The following is a 25,746-nucleotide window of genomic DNA, read 5'->3' as shown; positions in this document are numbered from 1 at the left end:
GCAGAATCGTCTTTGGCCATGGGATTTTTGCTTGGCCGTGGTACACTTTCTTACGGTCAGCGCAGTGAATGCGCAGACCTACTGAATAGTTACAAATATTTGTAACAATTGCGAAAAAAGAGAGGGGAAAGCTTTATGCGGATAGCGATCGTGGAGGACAGAGAACAGGACCGGCAGGAGCTGATAAATATGCTCAAAACGTATTTCCATAATAAGGGCTTGGCAGGAACCTGGGATTGTTATACCTCAGGCCTGCGTTTTCTTACAACATTCTCTCCCGGGCAGTATGATCTGATCTTTCTGGATATTTATATGTCTGAATTAAACGGTATGGATACTGCGCGGCAGATAAGACAGGCCGATACCTCTTGTTCTCTTATCTTCTTCACCACAAGCTATGCCCACGCTGTGGAGAGCTATGAGGTGAATGCCTCTTATTATCTGACCAAACCCCTGAAGGAGACAGCACTGGCAAGAGCACTGGATATTGTCTGTACCCCCTTAGAAAAAGATAACCAGTATATTACCCTGACTGTAAAAGGAAATATTAAAACAGAAATCCTGCTGAAAGATATTATGTATGTAGACTGTATCTCCAGACGAACCTATATACATTTGCCGGAAAAACAGCTTATTGTCTATGAGTCCATTGCCTCTGTCCTGGATAGTCTCTCACGTGACCCCCGGTTTTTATCCTGCAACCGTAATGTGATGGTCAATATGGACTGGATAGAGAGTGTACCCTCCGATGAATTTCTGCTGAAAAATCAGGAGCGTGTCCCCATACGGCAGAGGGGAAGAAAAACCGTTAAAAAGACATTTCTGGAATATACCTTGAAAGGCCTCAGAAGGGAGGAAACCCTATGAAAACCGAAAAAGCGCTTTTTTTTACCATTCCATTTCTGCTTTTCCTGCTCACGGTTTCCTCCTGCCCTGCATATGCCTCAGAAAATGACGAGACCTATTACTGTTCTACCGCAGAGGAGCTCTATGAGACACTGACCCTCCATCCCGGAGGCACAATTTTCCTCACAGATATCATTGAGTGGAATTTTTCAGTCAACACCATTACGGTCCCGGCTGCCACTGTGATCCAAATGGGGGAGTATGGGATCTGCGTTCAGGAAAATGGTTATCTTGAAATGGATGGACCCGTCTCGTTCTATGGCAGCGGAAGCCGTATGCCTCTGTTTTTGGTGGAAGGCTATCTGTCCACCTCCCCTGAGACTACGATCACGGCATCCGGGGAGGGTTGTACTGCTGTGCAGATCACCGGGAAGGGTAAATGGGACTCTGATCTGACAACGGTCACTGCCTGCGGAGAAAATGCCATCACGGTAATTTATGACGACGGCCCTGACACCGTGTTATCCCTTGCTCAGATCACATCCCAGGGATTAGGGGCACAGAGTCTTTATACAGAGCGTCCTCTTGAAGCCGTACTCTGCAGTATCACCAGCGAGGGCGGCAGCGCCGCATCCGGCACAACCCCCATTACCATCACCGGCTGCCGGGTCACTCCCCAGTCACCGGAGTATCTGATCTATGACTGTAACGTCAGCCTATATGACAGGATACTGGAAAATTACGGTTTTTCCTACCCTATCGGAACCGCAGGCGGTGCAATAAACCGTTCAAGCCTGGCATATTATTTTACATCCGATAATGGTCTTGAATTTACATATGACATTCCGGTTTCTTTTGACGGTGTCGCAGATTTATACACTGAAGCAGGAGAATATTCCCTGACTTCCACCCCTATCGTACCGGATTGGTTTCCGGTCAGCCTTCCTCCCCTGGAATTGTCCATTCATATTATAGCACCGGACCAGCCGTATCTAACTGCCGCATATGAGCTGATGGACAGCATTGGTATACAGTTTTTCTCCGAGATCACCGATGCACACAGTCTTTCTCTGTATTATTCAGCTGATAACGGAAAAACCTGGCAGGACATCATGGGACTGCCGGGAAGTTACACCTATTCCCTGGGCGCCCAGATAATCGGGCTGCCCCAAGACAAGGATTACCTTTTTTACCTTGATGTACAGGGCGGGAGCATGGAGGGTGTATCAAACATCCTGCGCTTTTCTTACGGAAGGATTGATATTGACGGAGGCGGTGACAATGACGGGGGCGACCGCACAGACCAGGATCTTCCCCCTTATGAACAAAATCCCCCGGATTCCGGTCCCGAACCGGGCACAAACACACCGGATCCCGAAAATGGTTCACATCTTCCGGAAAACCCGTCCACAGAAGCTAATACCATTCCACCTAAAAATTCAGCCTCTGACGCGGAAAAACTGTCCCCGGAAGGCTCTGACCCCGGCGCGGGAACAACTGCACCGGAAAGCTCTGACCCCGACGCGGGAACCCGCTCCCCGGAAGACTCTGACCCCGACACGGGAATCCGCTCCCCGGAAACCTCTGGTCCCGGCGCGGGAACCCGCTACCCGGAAACATCTGCCTCCGGTGCCGGGTTAACCGCTCCCGGAAATACATCCTCCGGCGCAGAGAAAGATTCCCCGAAAGACACCGGATCGGATCAGGAAACCGCCACCTCAGACCAGACTTCGGAGCCTTTGCTGGAACAGGTCTCAGAAACTTCAACTACAATCTCCGGGATCCGCCTGCGGCTTCTGCTCCAGACCAATCCTGACACTGTTTTATTTGAAAAAGACGGCATCACGGTAGAGATCCCCTCCGCCTTCCTGGCTTCCCTGAATCTGCCGGACGATGCGTTTTTGAAAATTTCCATACGAAGGACAGATCCCACATCCTTCTCCCTGTCTGTCAACGTGGACGGCAGGGAACTGCATGAACTGGAAGAAACCACGATCACCATGCCCTTTTCCCCCTCCGGTGACTGGAAGGAAAAGCAGCTTACCCTGATCCATACAGATACCGGAAACAAAAACGCAGTACAATATATGTCCGTACAGGGCAGGGTGTCCTCAAACATTTATGAAACCGGCACATATACCCTGCAGGAACCCAACGGCCAATTGCCCGGCAGACTGACAAAACAAGAGACCGTCTGCATACTTCTGCTTTTGACTGCAGTTATCCTGTGTACAGCCGCTGCTGCTGTTTTGCTTCTGCGCAAAAGGAGACTATACCATGAAAAATACTAAAAAGCTGGTATTCCTGTGTGTGATCCCGCTCCTTATCCTGATCTTATCCTCCCTGCTGTTCCGCCAGCTGTATTACATTGATAATAAATACACATGGAAGGGTACACAGCCCATCTGCGGACTCCTGTCACTCTCGGATGAAGACCTGGAACAGTGCCCCCTGCGTTATCTTATCCGTGAATGGGAATTTTATCCCAATGTTACTTTTACCCCTGAAACCTTTTCTAAAAAACCAGCGGATACCTATCGGCAGTATGTCTCTGTAGGGCAGTACGGGGGAATGGAAACGGGAAACACACTGCATTCCCCTCATGGGTGCGGCACATACCGTCTGACTCTGCAGCTGCCTGCAGGTGTTAATTCCTATGCGTTGGAACTGCCTGAAATCTATTCGTCCTATCGTCTTTACCTGGACGGCGAACTGCTCCTGCAGTCCGGGGATCCGAACCCGGAATCATACACCCCAGAGGTAAGCTGCCGCATGGCCATCTTCCAGGGCGGGGGAACGGTCAGTCTCCTTCTTGCAGTTACTGATCATTCCTGGATCTACAGCGGAATGGTCTATCCTCCGGCTTTTGGAACCGTGGAGGCTGTAAGCAATGCCAGGGAAATCAGGTATATGCTCCGGATCGCCAGTCTACTCCTGGCTTCTTTCGGTGTTTTCCTTTCACTGTATATGGGATTCCGGGCCCGCTGGAAAAAAGGGTTTCTGTATGCCCTGCTCTGCCTGTGTCATATAGGATATACCGCGTTTCCCCTGCTCACCGGATTTTTCACAATTAAGATTCAGCCCTGGTATACGCTTAACCTTTCCTGCTTCTATATCGTTCTGCTGCTGGTGGTCATACTTCAGAACAGCCTGTGTCATGTAAAGGAAAAATATTCGATCTTGTGGACAGTGGTCTGTGCCGCAGGGGTCATTCTCTCTATTGGCACCGGAATATCCGCATCCAGCCTGAACCTCAACATGCTCATGGGATTTTCCGCTGTGTCTGCCATATTAAAATACGGGACCGGCATTTATCTGCTCATCACCTCAGCAGCGGCCTTTTTTATGCACAAAAAATATACCCTCCTGCTGTTCTACGCCTCTGTGGTATTCTCCGCCTCACTTTTGGCGGACAGGACCCTGCCGCTGTATGAACCGGTGTATGGAGCCCGTTTTATAGAGATCGGCGGGGCTGCCATTATGCTTGCACTTTTCTGCGTGTTATGCGGAAATCTTGCTGAAGCCTACCGGCACAGCCTTACCATGGCGGAGGAGCACCGGCAGATGGAACGCCAGCTCGCCATGCAGAAGGACCATTACAGGCAGCTCACGGACCAGATCAGTGCCGCAAGGACTGCGTCCCATGACCTTCGGCATCATATGCGCGCACTGCGGGGAATGGCGGATAAGGATTCCCTGGATGATATCCGCCGGTACCTGGCAGAATATGAACCCAGCCAGGAGATACAGGATGTAGTGACCTACTCCAACAATCCTGCTGCAGACGCCATTCTGCATTACTATGCTTCCGCAGCCGCACAAGTCAATGCCGCATTTGACGCTGTGCTCCTTCTTCCGGAAACCTTGGATTTCACTGACGCGGACCTCTGTATCCTCCTTGGAAACCTCATGGAAAATGCGGTGGAGGCCTGTTCCCGCCAGCATACAGGAAAACGGTTCATTATCTTAAAAGGGAAGACCAGCAGCCATCAGCTCCGCCTTGTGGCGGACAACAGCTTCGACGGGACCATACACAAAAAAGACGGGCATTTCTATTCCGCCAAAAGAAATGGCATCGGTCTTGGCATCCAATCCGTACAGGCCGTGGTGGAGCGCCATGGAGGACTGGTCAGTTTTGAGGAGAAAGACAATATTTTTCAAGTTTCCGTGCTGATTCCTTTAGAACACTGAAACATAACAGAAAACGCAGAAGGCGCTCCACGTATCCCGGAAGCCTTCTGCGTTCTGTCTGTTAAAAGATGCGGTAAACCTTGGTCCCGTATGCATTCAGCATTACGCTTCCCTGTACTTCATCTTTTGTGTCCATGTCCATGACTGGTACTTTGAGTACGATTTTCTGAGGTTCCTTGTCATAATTCAGAACAAAGAGATATTTTCTTCCCTCTTTCACCCTCATGGCGATCTCACAAGCTTTTGGTACTTCTGCCAGTTCCTCAAAGGGTTCCAGCGCCCCTGTATGGTCCAAAAATCCTTTTACATTATCCCGGGTAAAAGTACCGCCAAAATGCAGGACCTTCCCCTTGCCGCAGGCTGTCTCCACCAATGCGGGGCGGCCTTCGTAATAGTTGGAGCTGTATTTTGCCAGCACCCTGGCATCCGGACCCGTGACTGCCAGGATATCGTTAAACAGCCCTGTTTCCACCTGTTTGTCTTCCCACTCCATGTAAACGGCATCATCCGCCGGACCCACAAACGTGTATTCTTTCACATCCGTCTGTGTCAGGGACCGGAGCAGACCGGGCATTGGCTGCATCACACATTTTCCTGTCTCATCCTTCTGCCCTGTCCTGCATCCCAGGATCAGGCATCCGCCTGCCTCCACATACTGTTTCAGAACCTCTGCTCTTCTCTCTGTAAGGATCAGGGGATGAGGGTAAATAAGTACCGGATATGCAAGCAGCTCTTCCACATCTGTCCCTTCCAGGAGATAGACCATATCCATAGGCGTATGGTTTATCTGTGATGCCGTGAATATCTCCTTCTCACTTTTCTTGGCAAACCGCATATGCCAGGCATCCAGCTGTGCATCCCAGATATTGTCGTAATCCCGCACCAGTCCAAAAGCCGCCTGATACTTGGCCCCTGCCATCTCATTTATGGCCTCTGTTCGTTTCCATATCCTGTTCAGTTCAGACAGCTTCCGGTTGTCCCTGTTGTCATAATCCAGGATTCCGTGCCAGTAGATCTCGGTTCCCATGACAGCGGTCCTCCAGCGGAAAAAGCTCACATAATCTGCCCCATGGGCAATACTCTGCATAGCCCAGAGCATCATCTGTCCCGGCTTGGGAGCCGGGGCCTCCATGCGGGTATTCCATCCGTTTGCCCCGGACTGCTGTTCCATAATGCCGAAATGGGGGCAGATGGACCGCACCTCCGCCAGATTTCTGCTCCATTTCCTGTCGTTCAGGTCATCGGAATGTTTTGGGTCCTCACACAGACAGAACGCAAAATTAGGATAGGAGTCATAAGTATATACATCCAGACATTCATCCTGCATCTTATGATTATCCAGATTCCCAAACATGCCGTTTGTGGTGATAAAATCCTGCGGTTTTTTATATTTCCTGATAATGTCGCTCTGCAGTCTGCAGAACCGGACTGCGCTTTCCGATACAAAGCGTGTGTAGTCCAACACCTGATGGGGGTTGGTGGAGTCATGTACCGTAGGCCGCGGCACATAAATCTCCTCCCACTCTGTATACGTCTGATTCCAGAACACCGTCCCCCAGGCCCGGTTGAGGGCATCAAGGGTCTGATATTTTTCCTTCAGGAATATCCGAAACGCTGCCGTATCACTCTCTGAATAGAAGACATCCACCTCGCAGTTGATCTCATTGTCGATCTGCCATCCCACAATACAGGGGCGCTGTCCATAATGTTCTGCCGCTTTTTCCACAATAACGGCACACAGCTTCTGATAGACCGGAGAGTTATAATTATAATGTCTTCTCATCCCATGCCTGAAAGGCGTACCGTCCAGACGGCAGTTCAGGACTTCCGGATACTTTCGGGTCAGCCAGGCCGGGGGTGTGGCTGTGGGGGTGCCGAATATGACTTTCATCCCTTCCTCCTCAACCACATCAAGGAATGAATCAAAAAAACCAAAGGTAAATTCCCCTTCTCGGGGTTCAATCTTACTCCACGCGAACTCCGCGATCCGTATGGTAAAAATACCATTTGCCTTCATTCTCTGAAGGTCTTCCCTCCACAGGCTTTCGTCCCAGTGCTCCGGATAATAACAAGTTCCAAGGGACAAACCGTCCCATTTGAAATTCTGCGTATTTCTCATTCAGTTTTCCTCCTCCTGCTGCCCCTTGATCGTAACAGTTCAGACAGGTCTGCGCATTTACTGCGCTGACCGTAAGAACAGGTAGTGCCAGCAAGCATCCAGCCCATCGCGAGGCGATTTCTAATGGCTGGATGCATGTAACAGTTCAGGCTCGCCTGAACTGTTACCCTTGATCATCATGGGCAGGATAAAATTAATTTTCGTTCCCCTGTGCTTCTCACTCTCTATATGAAGCCTGCTGCTTTCACCATAACACAGGATAAGTCTGCGGTAAACATTTTTAAGCCCTATATTTTGATTTGTCTCATTCATCTCACATTTTTCATAGAGTTCCCGTATTTCTTCCCGGCTCATGCCCACACCGTCATCCGCTATGCAGAACACTACTGTGTCCTTTTCCAGTTTGATCCGCACACAGAGCATCCCTTTTCCCAGCTTTGGTTCCAGCCCATGGATGATGGCGTTTTCGATCAGCGGCTGAAGAATGAAATTGGGGACCTGACAGGGGTAAGCCTGTTCATCCACATCATAAAGGACAGATATCTTATCCCCGAACCGCTGCCCCTGTATCAGAAGATAATCCTTCACGGTCTTCATCTCCTCCTCCACTGTGACAAACCTGTCCTTCTTGATCATGGCTCTGAGTAAATCTGCCAGGGATATGGTCATCTCCGAAATATCCAGGTTTCCCTGCATAATAGCCATCCAGCTGATGGTATCCAGTGTATTGTAGAGAAAGTGGGGATTGATCTGCATACATAAAAAATCTATCTCCGCCTGCTTCTGGGTGATCTCCATCTTGTAGACCTTTTCGATCAGAGTCTCTATATTTTCGGCCATACGGTTGTATTCGCTTCCTATCTGACCAATCTCGTCCGTGGACTTTACCTCCACCCTGTGGGAAAGGTTTCCTTTTCCGAACAGCTTCATACTCTCCAGCAGGTCCTGGGTGGGCCTGGCAATATGCTTTGTAGCCATATTGATTGAGAAAAAACTCAGGATCAAGATCCCCAGAAGAAAAATGCCTGTCAGCCCTATGACTCTGTATGTATTTTTATAGAACTCCTTTACCGATACCGCTTCCACAAGGGTCCAGCCATTTGGCATCTCGTTTCCTACATAATAGAAGGAATTTGTATCATTTAATATATCATATCTGGATGTGTCCGTTTCCCTCAGTGCCTCGATGGCCACGGGGAAACGGGTGCCCAGATATTTTTCATGGTTGGTGACAACTATGGTCCCATCCCGGTCCACCACATATGACGCGCCCGAGTATTCCGTGGAATTATCCTTTACAATGTCACCGAAATATTCCCTCTCGTAAACAATATTAATATATCCGATGGGCTTCATAGTGGTCAGATCCAGAATCGCCTTGGCAATACAGATATCCTTGTCAGGTCCCACCAGTCCCCAAAGGGTGGTCCCATTGGCCTTATAGATATCTCCCTCCAAAAAGGCAAGGTCAGTCCCGCGCCCTGTGATCTTTTTTACGGAAAACTCCAGTCCGCTCTTTGAGATAACACTCAGTGAAACCACATCGGAACTGAACAGGGCGTTTGTCTCCAGCTCCCGCTCCACGATCTTGCTGATGTTCCGGATGCTGTAAGGCTCCATCTCCTGCCCGTTTACAATCTCCAGCTGCTCCTGGATCACAGCGCTGGAGAGGATCTGAATATTAATGTCCTCTATGGTCTGAATCATATTTTCAAGATTGTTGGTAGTCTGCTGTGTTACATCCTGGAGATACACTTTGGAAATCTTGCCGTATCCCTGCTTGAAAACTGCCGCGGAAAAAACAGAGATGCCCGCACCTGTTATTGTAATAAGGACAGCAAATACAAACAGCATCTTTTTTCTGATCCCCGTGATCCTCAGCTTCCGCTTTCTTTTTTCTGTCATCACATGCCTCCGGATACCTCTGCTGCTTCCAAGCTGCGCAGATCTGCCAAAGAGTAATCTCATTTCTTCTCCTGAATCAGCTCCAGTATACTCTTAATACTGTAGTTTTTCTGCTGTCCGGCATTTTTCCTAAATTCGCCGGGACTGCATCCAAACGCTTTTTTGAACACCTGGCTGAAATATCTGGCATCCCGGAACCCTGATTTTTCACACAGCAGCCCGATTTTCACATGGTCTTCCCTGAGCAGCCACACTGCCTCCGCAAGACGCATACTGTTTAAGATCTCGCTGAAAGAGTACCCTGTCTCCTTCTTGATCATTCTGGAGAGATACGCAGGTGAAAAATGATAGGTATCCGCAATGGAATTCAATGTGATATCCTGCGTAAAGCTCTGGGCCATATCCTGCAGGATATCCATACACTGTGTATTGATGCCTCTGAAATGATGCCGTATCTGGTCACCCAGATCCACGCTGTCCGCGTCGGTCTCATACCTGCGCACTACATTTTTCTGATAGCGTCTCTGCTCCAGCCGCTTCATAACACCTGACACGGTTTCCAGAATATCCTTAGGCCGCAGCGGCTTTAGCATATAGTCAAAAACTTCATTTCTGATTGCCTTCTGGGCATAGGAAAAGTCAGAAAATCCTGTCAGGAGTATCACTGCCGTGTCCAGGTCATACTCCTTCACATACTCAGCCAGCTCTAATCCCGTAAGTCCGGGCATCTTAATATCGCTGATTATAATGTCCACCCGTTTTTGCCGCAGGATATCCTTTGCCTGCAGTCCATTTTCCGCCTCATAGACTTCCTCAATGCCAATACTTGTCCATGGAAGGGACAACATCCCCCTCCGAATCGCCATCTCATCATCCGCAACCAGTAAATTCATGTCTCCTCCTCTACCCCTTGACTGCCCCGGCTACCATGCCCTCCATAATGTGCTTATGAAGCCATATGTACACAATGATACTGGGTATTATGGTTATGATCACTGCTGCGATCTCTGCCACATAATTCGTTGCATACTGACCCTGGAATTCTGTCAGCCCCACCGGGAGCGTCATCTTGGACGAATCCGTCAGGAAAATCTGCGGAAGCAGCAAGTCATTCCATATATTAATAAAAGTCACAACCGCCACCGTCACAACCGACGATTTTGAAATAGGCATAATGATCTTAAAAAATATCTGGTAGATATTACACCCATCCATAACCGCTGCCTCCTCCATCTCCTTGGGAAGAGACCCCATAAATCCTGTCATTATAAAAATAGCCATTGGAAAAGCGATCGCAATATGCGGTATGATTACCGCCAAATGTGTATTCAAAAGCCCCATCCTGTTAAACATGGAAAACAAGGGAACCACCATGGCATACACCGGAATCATCATCCCCAGCAAAAATACATTCAGCGTCAGCTTAGACAGTTTCCACTGCATCCTTGTGATGGCGTAAGACACCATACTGCTCAACACAACTGCCACCAAAACGGCCGATACTGCAATAATAACAGAGTTGCCGAAATATTGCAAAATGTGCCCCTCTGTTATGGCCTGGATATAATTATCCAGCCTAAACTGCTCCGGCAGCCCCCAAGGATTGGCGTACAGTTCCGTATTCGTCTTAAAAGAACTCAAAAACAGCCACAAAAGAGGATAAAGACACAGAACGGTAAAAATCCCCAGCACAACATATTTCAGTACAAGAAAAACCTTATCCTTTGCCGATACTTTCATCTTTCCGCCCTCCTCCTAAAATTCAACAGGTTCCGAACGGAACACCAGATTTGACAGCAGCACAGAACACATACATAAGATCAGCAGGATCACACCAATCCCTGCGGAATACCCATACTTCAGCGTCCTGAACCCCTGATAAAACATATAGGTTGACATAAGTTCCGTAGCATGATTTGGCCCGCCTCCGGTCATAACCGCGATCAGATCATAATATTTCAGGGAACCTGTAATGATCAGTACCGCATCCACCTTCAAGATAGGCTTGATCAAAGGAAAGGTAATACTCTTAAACTGCACCCATTTACTGGCCCCGTCAATCTCCGCAGCCTCATAATAAGAGGCCGGGATATTTTTCATAGCCGCAAGCTGAATGATCATGTGATACCCGACAAACTGCCACATAACAACCACAATGATACAAAACAGTGCCAGATCTTTATCCGACAGCCACACATGCTGCAGACTCTCCAGCCCGATCACTTCCAAAAACTTATTGAGCAGCCCAAACTCCGAGTTATACACAAACGTCCAGGTCAGCCCCACAGCCACCCCACAGATAACACTCGGCAAAAAAAACACCGTCTGAAAAAAATGGCTCCCCTTAATCTTCTGAAACAAAATATTCCCAAACAACAGCGCCAACGGCAAATGCGCGATCAGCGACCCCACCACCATCAAAATATTATTCCTCAAAGCCCCCGTAAAAGTAGAGTCCCGAAACAAGTTTACATAATTCTTCAACCCCACAAACTTACTAGGACTCATCAAATCCGTCTGCAGGAAACTAACATACACATTATACCCAATCGGCACCAACACAAAAACCGCATAAATCAAAAAAGCCGGCAGCACAAACACCGCAATACTCCTCTTATTCCCTAAAACCTTATTCATCCCATCTACCTCGCCAACCCAAACTCAATCCATCCACATCCTACCACTAAATCCCTTTCCTACCACTGTATCCTACGCTGTATCATACCGCTGTATTCTACCACTGTATCCTACCGCTATATCCTACCACCGCATCCTACGCTGATTCCTACCGCTACATCCTACCGCCGCATCCTATGCAGCAGCCTACCGCTACATCCCACCGGTGTATCCTACCGCCGCATCCTACCGCTGTATCCTGCCGTCGCATCCTACCGCTATATCCTGCCGTCGCATCCTACCGCTATATCCTGCCGTCGCATCCTACCGCTATATCCTACCGTCACATCCTACTGCTATATTCTGCCGTCACATCCTACTGCTATATCCTGCCGTCGCATCCTACCGCTATATCCTACCGTCGCATCCTACCGCTATATCCTACCGTCGCATCCTACCGCTATATCCTACCGTCGCATCCTACCGCTGCCATCCTACCGCTGCCAAAATCAGGGGAAGGAGGAGGGGCAGAGCAGGGCCGGAGGGGGAGGGGAACCGGAAAACGATGTTTCGCGGAGCGGTCAGAAGATCCACCTGCCCCAGACACTTAGTGAAGAGCCCACTGGCGATGAACTTAGTGACTGGGAGCAGGTTAGCTTCTGACCAGCGGAGTGCATCGTTTTCCGGTTCCCCTCCCCCTCCGGTCCTGCTCTGTCCCTCCTCCTTCCCCGTCCCTCTTAGCCATCCATCAACTAACTACCTATCAGCATTATCCTCCGCAAATTGCTGCAGCCCATCAAACGCCGCTTTCGCATCCTCCCCCCCAAGCACAGAAACACAAGTATTATTAAACTCAACCCCTTCTCCAGCTCCAAACTGTCTATCCCACCAGGGAGTCAACCCTACCTGCTCATTGGAGATCGTCAGCACCTCCCCCATAAGCGGTGTCAGCTTACTGGTATCCAGTTCAAAATTATCTGCCGGAATCCTGCCATTTTCATACAACAGCATTTCCTCCATTTCTTGGGAAGTCCAGAATTTCAAAAACGCCACAGCCGCATCTTTATTTTCGCAAGTCTCTGAAACGGCAAAGCTGGTATCCACAGACCCCACGGAAATATTATTATACTGCGCATCATAAGCCGGCAGCACAAACGCCCCTGCATCTTCACCTATACCGCTCTTCTGGATCTTATCCGCATCCCACGCTCCCATAAAATACATGGCGGATTTTCCATTGGTAAATAAATCTGTTGACTCCTCCGGCCCCATACCGATATATCCATCCTGAAAATACCCTGCATCTGCCATTTTCTTCACTTCCTCGGCCGCCTTTACATGGGTTTCATTATTCCATTTTTCACTTCCGTCACAAATATCCTGGAATAGCTTGTCCCCCGCCATCCCACCTGCTATCTGCTGCACAAACTGCGCAGGGATCCAGGCATCGGTCCCGCACATGGCCATAGGAGTCACCCCGTTACTTTTCAGGGTGTCACACACACTCAGAAACTCATCATACGTGGAAGGCACCTGAACTTTGTTTTCCTCAAATATCTTTTTGTTATAAAACATAACGCACAGTGATTTCTGAGTAGGGACCCCATAATTCTTACCGTCATATGACAGCAGATCCAGGGTTCCGTCCGCAAAACTGTCCTTCCACTCTGCATCCTTCTCCAGATATGAGGTGATATCCGTTACCTTACCTCCCTCCACAAACGGCTGCAGATAGGACAATTCCCAGGTAAAAAACACGTCCGGCACTGCATTTGAGGCCATCAGCGTAGTCAGCTTTGTCTTATACTGTTCATTTTCATAGAAATCCATCTTTACCTTTACGCCATACTCATTATCCTCTGAAAACTTCTCAGCAATGGAGTTGTAGGCATCAATATAAGTATCTGCCTCTGTCCCCACACACATAACGGTCAAGGTATCGCCGTCCCCCTTTTTGCTGCCTGAGCCGGAAGCCTCTTTACTGCTGTCCCCCTGGCTGCCGCACCCTGCCAGCATGCCGCAGGTCATTGCCGCTGTAAGCAGCATAGCCACTGTTTTCTTTCTCATTTTTATTACCTCCGTGATCTTTTTGATGAATCCATTGTAACCCATGTCATTATGACGGAACAGGTGCCTTTTCTACCAAAAATGTTTGATATTTTGACCATCATCAACCCGCAGCACATAAAACAAAAGGGAATTATCACCAAGCGGCACATCCGCCGCCCGGGATAATTCCCAAATATGATGAACTATTTCATGAGTCCCACTACTACCTGCTCTTAATATAACAGATATTACTGATCAGAAAACTACTGTGTTTCCTCACATAATTGTAATACTCCTGCCTGTTGATATAATATTCCTTTCCCCAGGAGGAAACCCGCATCCAGGTCTCATCCATACCTGTCACAGTGACAAAATGTGCCTTTATCTGGCAGGAAGGGGAATACTCTCCCCCAGCTGACCGATGGTACATATTCAGCCTGTGTTTTCCCCATACGAAAGGAAAATTAGGCCCCACCAAAAGAATGACCGGGATATCATGCGCCAGCATGGCACTGATCCGCACCCACAGATTCCTTGGAAATACCCCGAATGCTGCCCTGAGCCTGATCCGTTCATGCCTGAAATACCGATTCAGCCCCAGCACCAGCATCCACCCTGCCATACCGAAATAAGGGATGACCGGCAGATACCTTTTCCTCATATAGTTTACATAATTCAAATACTCCGGCAGTTCAAGAATACCGTTTTCCAAATAGGCTTCCTGAAATAATTCCGTCCGGCAGATATCTTTATGTAAACTTAAATACAACAATAAATCTGTCCCGCCTATCACACCGCATCCACATTTCCTCATAACAGCAGAATCTGACCAGGCCTGATTGCCGCCAAAGGAAAGGGTGCCGTCTTTTTCAATCACTGGATATGGATTATGTAAACTGCTTCTCTGCATATTTATGTCAACCTTTCTTCTTCCTTTTACATAAACTTCTGTCGCACCGTATTATTCTGCACGGCACAGGATCTCTGCTTCCAGTTCATCAGAAATGGAAACCTTACCGCCCATTCTGCACTCTGCTGTTTTCCCCTCCCGGCGGATCACGGATGCCTCAATCAGGCCGTCCGGCTGTTTTAAAATATAAATATAAGTCCCGTCATCCTTTTTATCCGCCAAATAAGCCGCGCATGCCATACTCCCGCTTCCACAGCTTGATTCCCATACCAGGGAATCGGTCTTGGCCACATATACCACCGGTGTCATCCGGTAACATTTCTCCATACCGTCCCCGCTGGGTTCCAGAAACATGATACCGTATGCATCGCATGTTTCCTGTTCCTTAGCTGCCTTCAGCACAGTCTGCACAAACGCATCACTTCTTCTAGGTCCCTTCACGATAATATGGCTGATGCCGTCAAAGCAGACCATGGGACAACTTCCATAGCCAGGCACCAAAAGACTCACCATCTTCCGCGGAAGCGGCATGGCGGTGCGGCTGGTGCCCGCCTCCAAATCCACCTCAACCTTTAAGGGGGAATCCGAGCCGCTCACGTCCACCTCTACAAGTTTGGGATGGTCCGGGTCCAAAAGGCTTTTCAGATATCCGAAACTCCTTGTGGCATTTCCGCAGAATTCTCCGCCCATCATCTGCATCCGACAGGTACCGTTACTCATCTCCTCCATGAACCCTACCTGCTCCGCCTTATATTCCCTCTGTTCTAAAAGCTGATTGGCAGCTTCCGCATACCGGCTTCTGTCAAGGGGTGTCATGACAAAAATTGTGATATTCCCTGCAGGGTCAGCTACACGTATTTTTACTTTCATAAGTTCCTCCAGTCTTACCCCAAACAAAATTTTTCTGCCTTTATCATACCACAAAACGGTAACTGTTCACAGTACATTTAAAGTGTATTTTTTGTATAGCAGCACACCCTGGAAGGCGCCTTCCTAAACCCTGTGACTGTGAGGTACCAAACCGCTACGATCGTTACTGTACACTCCGTGTCCAGTAACACGCATCGCGATGCACAGATATGGAGCATTCTGCCCTATATCGCGCTGGCTGCCTCGGGATTTTCATGCTTTCGGCATGAAAACGCCTCCCGGTACAGTGGCCTGTGTACAGTAACTTACGATCCATCAAAATATAAAAACCATTTTATCTTATCGACTTTCTTGGAAAACTGTGTTATATATGTATATATAGGGCATAAGGCAGCATATCTTATGTGCTTTTTTTTCGATATGAACACACGATAAACAGGGGGGAACATCATGAGTACAAAGCAATCCGGCCAAAATCAGATCACAGAGGGAGTCATCTGGAAACAGATCCTCCTGTTTTTCTTTCCCATTATGCTGGGCACCTTATTCCAGCAGCTATACAACACAGCCGATGCCATCGTGGTAGGCCGGTTTGTGGGCAAGGAAGCCCTAGCCTGCGTGGGCGGTTCCTCCGGCCAGATCATCAACCTGGTTGTGGGATTTTTTGTGGGGCTTTCCTCTGGTGCCACAGTTATCATTGCCCGATACTTTGGGGCCAGAAACAAAAAGGACCTGAATGCCACCCTGCACACAGCGGCGGCCCTCTCCATAGTGGGCAGTGTCATCATCACAGTCCTAGGACTGATCCTGACTCCTTTTATGCTGCGGCTGATGCACACACCGGAAAATGTAATGGCCGGTTCTGCCTCTTATCTGCGTATATATTTCGGAGGGATCGTCTTTGTATTTATTTACAATGTGGGTTCTGCGATCCTGAGAGCTGTTGGGGATTCCAAACGCCCCCTTTACTATCTGATCGTATGCTGTTTTATTAATATTTTTCTTGATGTCCTGCTGGTTGTGGGACTTGATCTGGGTGTAGAGGGTGCTGCCATTGCCACTTTGATCGCTCAGGCCGTCAGCGCCATCCTGGTCGTGCGGGCCCTGATGCAGCCCGGAGACATGTATCTGCTGGAGGCCAAGAGCATCCGCTTCCACAAGTTCCTGCTCAAATCCATTATCACCATCGGTCTTCCTGCGGGCATCCAGTCTGTTATGTATAATATCTCAAATATCATTATACAGACTTCCCTGAACAATCTGGGGACAGATACCATGGCTGCTTACACGGCTTTTGGCAAAATGGACGCCATTTACTGGATGATATCGGGTGCCTTTTCCATTGCTATCACCACATTCGTGGGGCAGAATTACGGGGCCGGAAAATACTCACGTATGAAGAGAAGTGTATTTGTGTGTCTGTTTATGGACTTTATTGCATCCATACTGGTAAGTGCCCTGTTCCTGCTATTTGGCAGTTATATATTCCGCATGTTCACCCAGGACCCTGAGGTTATCAAGGTGGGCATGAAGATCATCCAGGTGATCGCACCCAGTTATGTGCTGTTTATCTTCATTGAGATCCTCTCCAGTGCCCTCCGCGGCATCGGAGATGTGCTGATTCCAATGATCATGACATGCGGAGGTGTCTGCCTGCTGCGGATCTTCTGGATTTTTGCGGTTGTGCCCCATATTCCGGGGATCCAGAGCATACTCATGAGTTATCCCATCTCCTGGGCGCTTACGGCTGTACTGTTTATCATCTATTATTTTATACGGCAGAAGAAGTTTTACCGTTCTCTTCCCAGCGAAGCTGAATAATAAAAACTAAAATATCCTTGCGTTTGGACAAATTTAAAAGAAGCGGGCCATCTCCTTAAATGGAGATAACCCGCTTTTATGAATCCGGTTAACCTATTCCACTATTTACATTCCAGATATTCATGTGCCATGACCAACATGACACTGGCAGTCCATGTATAGGCTCTGTCCCGCAAGCCACTGCCCGTTAAAGCATCGAAATTCTCCGCACAGCCGCTCTTTTGTATCATACGGCAAAATTTGCGTGTGGTTTCCTGTACAAATTCCTTTTCCCCGCATTCCATCATACCGTCAAGAATGATCATGGTGCTGGGTGCCCAGATTGGACCTCTCCAGTAACCATCCGCTTCGTACGCGCTGCTTTTTGGACTTTCTGTGGCCAGCCCATACTCTGTGTTGAATTTTTCACCTTTAATAACTTCTATCATATTCCTACGGATTTTTTCCGGCAGCTTATTTCCCAGAAGGATGGGCAGATATAATATTAAGCTGTCCGTCTCTACCTGTTCCATTCCGAATCCCGCCCAAGCAGCCGGACTATCATTAAGGAACAGCACATCCAGCATTTTTCCCATCAGATCATCTGCGCGTGTCCTCCACATGGCAGAATCAGCCTTATATCCCAGCTTTGCTGCCACGTCTGCGAGAACATCCATCTGCAGGACAAGAAATGCGTTCAAGTCCGGCAGCGTGACCGGGGGGAGTTCTGAAAAAGCTGTTGCGTTATCCCAGCCGGAGTCGTTTCCATGCGTATATTCACAAAGTCCGTCCCCGTTCTCATCTCTGCAGTTTAACCACCAGTTGGTCCATCTGCCGATTTTATCATATGCCTCAAGAAGCTGCGCTTCGCTCAGTTCCATAATCTGCATGAGTTTCCTCAGAGTCCAGCCATGGATCGGTGGTTTGCAGTAATTGTTTACGATCACCGCATCATTCACACTGTCCGGTATATTCCCTGATTCCTTCTGGAAATCGAACATCACCATGAACTGGTCCCATGCCTCCGTGGGGTTATTATAGGCAAGGGCCATGGCGTTAAAGCAGTGGTCCCAGCTCCACACATTGCACATCCAGTTTTTTGACATTAACACGGACTCTCTTTTGAGTACGCCGCAGGGCGACACGATGCTTGCCCAATTCACGTAAGCAGCAACTTGCGCAGCCTCTTTATATTCCACCGGAACTGATGGCATGGAATGGTAGAATTCAAGAAACTTCTCCCTGTTGTCTCCCACCGCTTTCGCATAATCATAGTCTATGCCACGATCCAGCCAATCCTCAAAATTCTCCTCAAGTGTCACCGTATATGTCTTTGCATTTCCCTTTTCAAGTCTCATCCGGCAATACTCTGCTGTGCTCACACTCCACTTCTGTTCCATTTGGATCTGTCCTTCTCCTGCCCGGAGCATATAACGTGAATTGCCATTAAAGCAGTTTATCAGATAAAACTCTCTGTCTCCCGCCTTCCATGGCTGCGCAAAAGTGAACATTGTCCCTTTTGCCATAAAATCCAGTTCCAGTTCCACGTCGCCATGGAGTACTATGGTCTTGTCATCTGCAAAGGTGATTCCCGCTTTTCCGTGTTCTGTAAGAATCCGTACCTCCTGCGGTTCTGCCTCATATGTATACTCTGCGTATTTTCCCTCATGCACCGGAGTGATCCGGGCCAGAAAAGAAGAACGGGCAGAACCATGGACGGTCCTAAGATACAGGCCTGTCTCCATCTCTCTTCCTTGAAATCCGCCTTCCAAATATGACACTGCCATATAGGACCCTCTTGTACTGAAGGGCACCTCCGTTAAGTTAAGCCTCATTTTCTCATACCTCCTGCTATTATCCTTTTAATCCTGAAAATGTGATTCCTTCAATAAAATACTTCTGCGCCGCAAAATACACTGCGATCATGGGTATGGTTATGACCGTCGCAACTGCCATGAGCAGGTTCCACTGGCTGTTATGCTGCCCCATAAAATTTTGAAGTGCCAGGGAAACTGTCTTCAGTTTCTGATCATCCAGATAAAGCAGCGGTCCCATGAAGTCATTCCATGTGTTCATGAATGTAAAGACTCCCACTGTACACAGTGCAGGCTTTGCCATGGGCATAATGATCTTCAGATAGATCGTAAAGTAATTGGCCCCATCCACAAGTGCCGCCTCGTCATACTCCTTGGGGATCCCGCTGTAGAACTGTTTCACCAGGAATACATTAAAGGCTGTCCCGAAAAAGCAGGGGACCGTCAGCGGAAGAAAAGTATTATACCCTCCAACGGACTGCCATATTAGGAACTGCGGTATCATTAAAACTGTGTAGGGTATCATCATAGTGGACAAAAGAAGCGCGAACCAGATATTACGCCCTTTAAATTTAAGCCTGGAAAAACCGAATGCGATAAAGCTGGAGCTTAAAATAGAACCAACCATATTCACCATCACTATGATAGCGGAGTTCAGAAAATATCTCCCAAAGGAGTCTTTCGTAAACGCCTCCACAAAATTATCAAAATTAAAGCTGGAAGGGATCCACTTTATTGGTACTGTTGTTATCTCTCTGTTCGTCATGAACGCACTCCGCACCATCCAGAAAAATGGAAACAACATGGTAATTGAAATTACGATCAATAATATATAACAGGTAATCCTGACCCTTTTCTGCTTTTTACTCTTCATATGTCAATCTCCATTCTCATAAACGACCCACTTCTTCTGCGATTTGAATACAAGCAATGTTAGGACCGCAATTATAATAAAGAAGATCCATGACATCGCAGCGGAATATCCCATCCGCGACTGCTTGAACGCGGTCCTGTACACCATCAGGGAATAGAAGAAAGTAGCATTTGCCGGTCCGCCGTCTGTCATAATATATGCCTGTGTAAATATCTGCATGGAATTGATGATCGCCATTACAAAGTTATAGAATATGATTGGCGTCATCATTGGCACAGTTATATGGAAGAACCTTGCAGCCGCCCCCGCTCCGTCAATCTCCGCTGCCTCGTACAGCTGCCGGGATACTCCCTGAAGGCCTGCCAAATATATGACTACCGTATTCCCGGCTGCCCAAAGAGCCATCACCGCAAGGGAAGGGACCGCGCCAGTCTCGCTGAATATAAAATTATGAGTATGAAGCCCCAGGGCCTTCAATATACTATTGAGCAATCCGTACATGGGGTTGTAGATATACATCCAGACCGCTGCGCTGGCAACGATAGGAACAATGGACGGCACATAAAAGATAGCTCTGAATATGGATATCCCTTTTACTTTGGTGTTCAGCAGCATGGCGATCAGCAGCGGAACACATGTAATAAGAGGAACACTTAACAAGGTATAATATAAAGTTACCTTTAGAGATTTAAAAAACAACGGATCGTGGAACAATGCCTTATAATTGTCAAGTCCTATAAACTCTTTTGCTGTTATCACATCCCATTTCGTAAAGCTGATACCCAGGCTGAACAACATGGGACCAAAGCTGAAACAGATAAGTCCGATGATAGCTGGGGCGATAAAGAAATATCCCCATTTCAGCTGACTTTTTTCTTTAAGGTTCATTTTCTTTTTAGCGGTTCTACTATTCATATTTTCCTCCTGACATGGTCTGCCTGCTTTTCAGAAATATCTCAGGAACAAAACGTTCCTGAGACATAAAGATCTGCATCAGTTCCATGTCCCCTGAAGGTCAGAGGACACGTCCAGAGAGCCAAGGGCATCTGCTGCTGTCTCCTCCCCCAGCCAGACATTGTCCAGGATTGGAATGATCGTATTGTCTACAATAACCGGGAAATTCTTTAATGTTATATTCTCTCCCACACGAGTGCCTTCCTGGTTCAGAATATTCTTAAAAGCATCACAGTTACTGCTTTCGTCTATATTCGTGTACGTTGCCTTCCATGCTCCTTCGTTTTCTCCGCCGTCAAAAACATTAAGGGTATGGGGAAGTCCGCCCAGAGCTACCTTGTTTTCCTGAGCCGCATGGATAGCCTCATTAAAGTCTGTGTAATATCTGAAGAAGTCAAATGCCTCCTCATTCTCTTCAGCCTTAGGCGACATACAGATACCCGCTGTCCAGCTCATATTTGCCGCCTGGGAAAAGACCGGGATCTGCGCAACTCCCACATCAAATCCCTCGTTGGAGTAGTTGCTGAGTGCCCAGGATCCATCAATCAGCATGGCTACCTGTCCATTCATGAGCATGGTACTCTTGTCCGCAAAAGCCCCCTTCGCCATTGCCACAGACGGTGCACAGTTCTCTTTCAGAGACAGATCCGCAATCCCCTGGATCACCTCAAGTCCCTTATCTGAATTAATTTCCAACTTGGTCCCGTCCTCATTTGCGATTCCCGCACCGTTGCTGTACAGAAGCGGTGTGAAGACAACCCAGTCCGTGGGCATCATAGTACCGTATGTACTGATATTTTCAGCGTCAAATCCATCCTCATCTGCTGTTTTCCCGCTTGTATCCTTTGTAAGTTTTTTCGCGTTATCCACAAACTCTTTCCAGGTCCAGGGGTTGTCCGCATCCGTGGAGGGAAATTCCACACCGGCCTCCTTCAAAAGGTCCTTGTTATAATACAAGGCAATTGTGGCCACATTACACCCACTGCCCCATATCTTTTCACCAGTCTTGAAGATCGTTGACTCCAGCATGATATCTTCCGGTTTAACGCCTGCCTTGTCGTATAAGGGCTTCAAGTCCAAAAGCACACCTTTTGAACCCCATTCCAACACACTGCCCTCCGGCATCTTGAATACATCCGGCAGGCTGTCAGCCGCTGCCATGGTGTTCATTTTGCTCAGATATTCATTGTAGGGAATGAAATTCTCCTCTATATCCACCTCCGGGTGTTCTTTTTCATACTGGGCTACCACAGCTTTGTCGAAATCCTGCTCCGCACTCTCGGACCAGGAATAGAAGCTCACCACTTTCTTCCCCCCGGCTGATGCCTCCTTCTTACTTTCTCCTCCGGAACTTCCTGAAGCAGCATCAGATGAACCGCCGCATCCTGCCAATGAACAAACCATACAGGTGCCAAGTAAAACAGCCAGACTTTTCTTAAACATTTTGTATCCTCCTTCTTTTCCCTGTGTTACTGTTTACAACCTGCAAACACCAGGTCTGTCAACAGTAACTTCACTGTTTCTCTGTTTGATAAGTTCATTCTATAAAAACGGGAGGTTCCAAACTAGTACATTTCCGCCCAATAACTAGCACAAATCAAATCTTTAACGATTCCTGAATTCTCTGGGAGACACTCCATACCGCTTCCTGAACGTGCGGGCAAAATAATTGGCATCATTATAGCCAACCTTTCCGGCTATCTCCGTGACACTCTGTTTTGTATTCCTTAAATAATCCGCTGCCCTCTCCATCCTGTAATTTTCCAAATACTGCATGGCTGTCACATTCTTCTTTTCCTTGAATTTCTTTGCCAGGTAGTTAGGAACAACAAAGAATTCATTTGCCACATCTGTGAGGCTGATATCCTCCGTATAATGGGTTTCCAGATACCGGACGACCTGCTGTACAAGTCCTGATCTTTCGGCTTGCCCGGCAATTTTCTCGTGTATCATCCTAACATATCCATTCACTTTATCACGTATCTCCTGCTGGTCTGCACAGTTCAGGAGGGAAAATGGGTAAAGTTCTGTCTTCAGTTTCTCAGGAATCCCGAAATTGTGCTGTGTATATTTATTGGCTGCAAGAATCAAAACAGAATGGTAAAAAGATTTCAGAAGTCCCCTGTTGTTCCTGTCAGAAAATATTTCTCTAAAAGCGTTCTCTACCTCTTCCTGCCACTTGTCCTCCCTAGTATTTTCTATAGCTCTGTCAAGCTCCTCCAGGTCAATCTCCTTATCCTGTTTCCCCGGAATCTCTCCCTCCATCATGTGGATAGCTCCCGGAAAAAATCTCCTCAGCATGGCATATTCCAGGGTGTCGATCAGCGCCTTCAGCTTCAGGTCCCTGCCCTCTTTATATGCCAGAGAGACCTCCATATATTTTCCTGCTTCCTCCCACAAGGCGCAAATTTCCTTTTCACTGAGCCACTGGTCTGCTCCCAGTAACAGGACTAGCTGCTCATTTCCGTGAAATCGGATATAGTCCCAGGAATCATGGGGGAATCTCTCGGCAAACATCTCTCCCAGCCCCTCCCCAGCCTCTTTGATGTGCGCAGGCATATCTTCCCCGCAAAATAAAAGAGCTGTGCCGGAAAAATCCTCATGTGCATTTTTGTAATCCTGAAAATAGTCCCACTGCCTTCCATATTCCTCTATCTGTTTTTCCCTGATCTCCTTAATACCCTCACAGGCTTCCACCAGTGTATCCATGAATTCCTGCTGTGATATTGGTTTCATGATATAATTTACTACACCCGTCCTGATCGCCTTTTTCATATAGGCAAAATCATCGTATCCACTGACGATTATGAATTTTGTCTGACTGTCCTTATCCAGAGTGCGCACTCGTTCTACAAAGTCAAGGCCGCTGCATAAGGGCATATTGATATCCACATAGTAAATGTCAGGATTTACTTTTTCATATAATTCATATGCCTCTACCCCATTCATCGCCGTACCGGAGATCACCACGTCAAGTCCTGACTGCTCTATCCTGCGTCGTATACTCTTTAATACATATTCTTCATCATCAGCTATACAAATCTTAATCATCTTCTCCCTCCCCCGGCAGTGTGATCTGAATTCTGGTCCCTGCATTTTCCTTTGATATGATCTGGAACTCCATGGAGGCTCCATACTCCAGATAAAGTCTGTGGAATACGTTCCAGATGCCAATATGTACCGATGACTCTTTCTTTTGATTTGGATTATCCCTGATATCCTGAAGCTCCTTTAAAAGCCAAATATATTTCTCCCTGGTGATTCCTTTACCGTTGTCCATGATCGAAATACAGATCTTTTTATCCTTCTCTTCAATGGATATGGATATACAGCATTCGTCTGTCTTTTGGGCAAATCCGTGTCTGATACAGTTTTCCACCAATGGCTGCAGGAGTGCCTTCAGGATCTTTTTCTTTTCCACCTCCGGTTCCACCTGACAGAAAACCGACAGTCCGGGTATCTTATACTTCATGATCAGGAGATATTGGCGGATATACGCCATCTCCTCTTTTACACTGATCCATTTTTCCTGCTTCAGGTTGTAGTGGAACATACTCCCCAGATTCTCGCAGATGCTGACTGCTGATTCCTCCTCATGATTCAGGATCAGACCGTTTATGATCTCCAATGTATTATATAAAAAATGCGGATTTATCTGCTGCTGCAGCATCTGATACTCCGTTTCCTTCTGAAGGGTACTGATCATCCTGTTCTTCTCTATGAGTTCGTGTATGGATCCGGACATGTCATTGAATCCGTCTATCAATTCTCCAATCTCATCGTGGTAATGGTTTTCCATGGTAATACCCATCTGATTGTTGCGTATTTTTTTCATCGCATCCCTGCACTCCAAAATGGGTACTGTCAGGTATCTGGAAAACATGACCGCTGCCAATAGGAACAATACTGCCGCAAGCAGGAGTACGGCTGCAAATCCCAGCCAGATATTCCTGCTGTCCACCGCAAGACCTGATGTATCAAGGACTACCTCGGCAGTCCAGTATTCACCTCCTATGTCTATTTGTGCTGTCCTGGTACTGAAATAGTCCGGTTTTCTTTTTACCTCCTCCGCCGTTTTGTCCGGGAGACTGGACGTTATGACTTTACCGTTTTGGTTTTTTATAGTCATGTACTCGCCTTCTGCTCCAATATCGGTAAAATGGGCGATATTCTGAAGCGGCAGCGTCATGACCAGGATGCCCTCCTGCTCAAGGGTATACTGATTGTTGATGGGATAATAGATATTCATATACCATCCCTGGCCCTTGGTATATATGCCCTTCCCCTCACCTTCCTCTATATATTTTCCGTTCATGAGAAAGACCGGATACCAGCTTTTTCTCTCCAGATGTTCAGAATAATCAAGATGCAGATGCCCGGTTCCCCGGAGCCGCGCCCCACTGTCCATGATAGCTGCCAGCCGTACCCCTTCATTCATATCGGATATGCTGCCAAGAAAGTATTCAATATTCTCTGATACCTCCTGCATGGTACGTGTATCTAGGCTCTTCTGCTGGAACAGGGTCTGCATCCAGGAGGAAAATCCTATGCTGTAAGCCAGGCCTTCCAGATTGTCAAAATAAGTCTCCATATCCTCCTTTTTCTGCGACATGAGGCTGTCCACCGCCTTTTTTGTAGTCTCTATCCTCATGTTTTCATAAATCGTAAAGAAGGTGACACCGGACAATATGACCACAACCATAAAAAATGCCATAGCCAGTGCCACCGTCTTCTGTCTCAACCCCATATCCATGATCCTGTACTTTAACTTTTTCCTGCTCCTCATATGATCCCCCCG

The 25,746-nt window shown here is 47.7% G+C and carries 18 protein-coding genes; 4 read left to right on the top strand and 14 right to left on the bottom strand.

Annotation, left to right across the window (positions count from 1 at the left end; all coding sequences use genetic code 11):
- Window positions 1-135 precede the first annotated feature (135 nt).
- Genes CI595_RS15780 through CI595_RS15770 form a run of 3 tightly spaced genes read left to right on the top strand, consistent with a single transcriptional unit; the run spans window position 136 to window position 5,037 of the window.
- Entirely contained in the window at window positions 136-867 is a 732-nt protein-coding gene (locus CI595_RS15780) for a LytR/AlgR family response regulator transcription factor (RefSeq protein WP_095174587.1), read from the top strand.
- Window positions 864-3,137: a hypothetical protein gene (locus CI595_RS15775; RefSeq protein WP_095174586.1), complete on the top strand. Its 2,274-nt coding sequence runs from the start codon at window positions 864-866 to the stop codon at window positions 3,135-3,137. Before CI595_RS15780 ends, CI595_RS15775 begins: the two co-directional genes overlap by 4 nt.
- Window positions 3,124-5,037, top strand: coding sequence for an ATP-binding protein (locus CI595_RS15770; protein ID WP_095174585.1), 1,914 nt, complete (start codon window positions 3,124-3,126; stop codon window positions 5,035-5,037). Before CI595_RS15775 ends, CI595_RS15770 begins: the two co-directional genes overlap by 14 nt.
- A gap of 61 nt (window positions 5,038-5,098) precedes the next feature.
- Here CI595_RS15770 and CI595_RS15765 read toward each other — a convergent pair whose 3' ends face one another.
- The 8 genes from CI595_RS15765 to CI595_RS15730 all read right to left on the bottom strand — a co-directional run bounded on the left by CI595_RS15765 (window position 5,099) and on the right by CI595_RS15730 (window position 15,506).
- Window positions 5,099-7,156: a beta-galactosidase gene (locus CI595_RS15765; protein WP_095174584.1), complete on the bottom strand. Its 2,058-nt coding sequence runs from the start codon at window positions 7,154-7,156 to the stop codon at window positions 5,099-5,101.
- A 120-nt stretch (window positions 7,157-7,276) separates the two neighbouring features.
- Entirely contained in the window at window positions 7,277-9,061 is a 1,785-nt protein-coding gene (locus tag CI595_RS15760; RefSeq protein WP_162291895.1) for a cache domain-containing sensor histidine kinase, read from the bottom strand.
- Between the two features lie 59 nt (window positions 9,062-9,120).
- Window positions 9,121-9,954: a response regulator transcription factor gene (locus CI595_RS15755; RefSeq protein WP_095174582.1), complete on the bottom strand. Its 834-nt coding sequence runs from the start codon at window positions 9,952-9,954 to the stop codon at window positions 9,121-9,123.
- A gap of 10 nt (window positions 9,955-9,964) precedes the next feature.
- Entirely contained in the window at window positions 9,965-10,801 is an 837-nt protein-coding gene (locus CI595_RS15750; RefSeq protein ID WP_095174581.1) for a carbohydrate ABC transporter permease, read from the bottom strand.
- A 15-nt stretch (window positions 10,802-10,816) separates the two neighbouring features.
- Window positions 10,817-11,698: a carbohydrate ABC transporter permease gene (locus CI595_RS15745; protein WP_095174580.1), complete on the bottom strand. Its 882-nt coding sequence runs from the start codon at window positions 11,696-11,698 to the stop codon at window positions 10,817-10,819.
- Window positions 11,699-12,433: 735 nt separating this feature from the next.
- Window positions 12,434-13,744: an ABC transporter substrate-binding protein gene (locus tag CI595_RS15740; RefSeq protein WP_162291894.1), complete on the bottom strand. Its 1,311-nt coding sequence runs from the start codon at window positions 13,742-13,744 to the stop codon at window positions 12,434-12,436.
- Window positions 13,745-13,949: 205 nt separating this feature from the next.
- The gene (locus tag CI595_RS15735) at window positions 13,950-14,636 is read right to left on the bottom strand and encodes a hypothetical protein (protein WP_095174578.1); all 687 of its coding nucleotides are present in this window, start codon (window positions 14,634-14,636) and stop codon (window positions 13,950-13,952) included.
- Window positions 14,637-14,687: 51 nt separating this feature from the next.
- Window positions 14,688-15,506: a histidine racemase CntK family protein gene (locus tag CI595_RS15730; protein ID WP_095174577.1), complete on the bottom strand. Its 819-nt coding sequence runs from the start codon at window positions 15,504-15,506 to the stop codon at window positions 14,688-14,690.
- A gap of 450 nt (window positions 15,507-15,956) precedes the next feature.
- On the opposite strand from CI595_RS15730, the gene CI595_RS15725 reads away from it, so the two are divergent.
- Window positions 15,957-17,327: an MATE family efflux transporter gene (locus tag CI595_RS15725; protein WP_095174576.1), complete on the top strand. Its 1,371-nt coding sequence runs from the start codon at window positions 15,957-15,959 to the stop codon at window positions 17,325-17,327.
- Between the two features lie 101 nt (window positions 17,328-17,428).
- On the opposite strand, the gene CI595_RS15720 is transcribed toward CI595_RS15725, so the two are convergent.
- From CI595_RS15720 to CI595_RS15695, 6 genes are all read right to left on the bottom strand, one after another.
- Complete coding sequence (locus CI595_RS15720; RefSeq protein ID WP_095174575.1) at window positions 17,429-19,141, bottom strand: amylo-alpha-1,6-glucosidase; 1,713 nt, start codon at window positions 19,139-19,141, stop codon at window positions 17,429-17,431.
- 19 nt (window positions 19,142-19,160) lie between these two features.
- Window positions 19,161-19,994, bottom strand: coding sequence for a carbohydrate ABC transporter permease (locus CI595_RS15715; protein WP_243135183.1), 834 nt, complete (start codon window positions 19,992-19,994; stop codon window positions 19,161-19,163).
- Window positions 19,995-19,997: 3 nt separating this feature from the next.
- On the bottom strand, window positions 19,998-20,909 hold the full coding sequence (locus CI595_RS15710) for a carbohydrate ABC transporter permease (protein WP_167388466.1): 912 nt from the start codon (window positions 20,907-20,909) through the stop codon (window positions 19,998-20,000).
- Between the two features lie 78 nt (window positions 20,910-20,987).
- Complete coding sequence (locus CI595_RS15705; RefSeq protein WP_095174574.1) at window positions 20,988-22,391, bottom strand: ABC transporter substrate-binding protein; 1,404 nt, start codon at window positions 22,389-22,391, stop codon at window positions 20,988-20,990.
- A 162-nt stretch (window positions 22,392-22,553) separates the two neighbouring features.
- A complete protein-coding gene (locus tag CI595_RS15700; RefSeq protein ID WP_162291893.1) occupies window positions 22,554-23,999 on the bottom strand; it encodes a helix-turn-helix domain-containing protein in 1,446 nt (481 codons plus the stop codon).
- Window positions 23,992-25,734, bottom strand: a complete 1,743-nt coding sequence (locus CI595_RS15695; protein ID WP_095174572.1) for a cache domain-containing sensor histidine kinase — start codon at window positions 25,732-25,734, stop codon at window positions 23,992-23,994. The genes CI595_RS15700 and CI595_RS15695 overlap by 8 nt, the downstream gene beginning before the upstream one ends.
- Window positions 25,735-25,746 lie beyond the last annotated feature (12 nt).

The sequence above is a fragment of the Blautia hominis genome, from assembly GCA_002270465.1.
Classification (GTDB): domain Bacteria; phylum Bacillota; class Clostridia; order Lachnospirales; family Lachnospiraceae; genus Blautia; species Blautia hominis.
The sequence above is the reverse complement of the archived record's forward strand: the minus strand, read 5'-3'. Positions and strand labels throughout refer to the sequence as shown.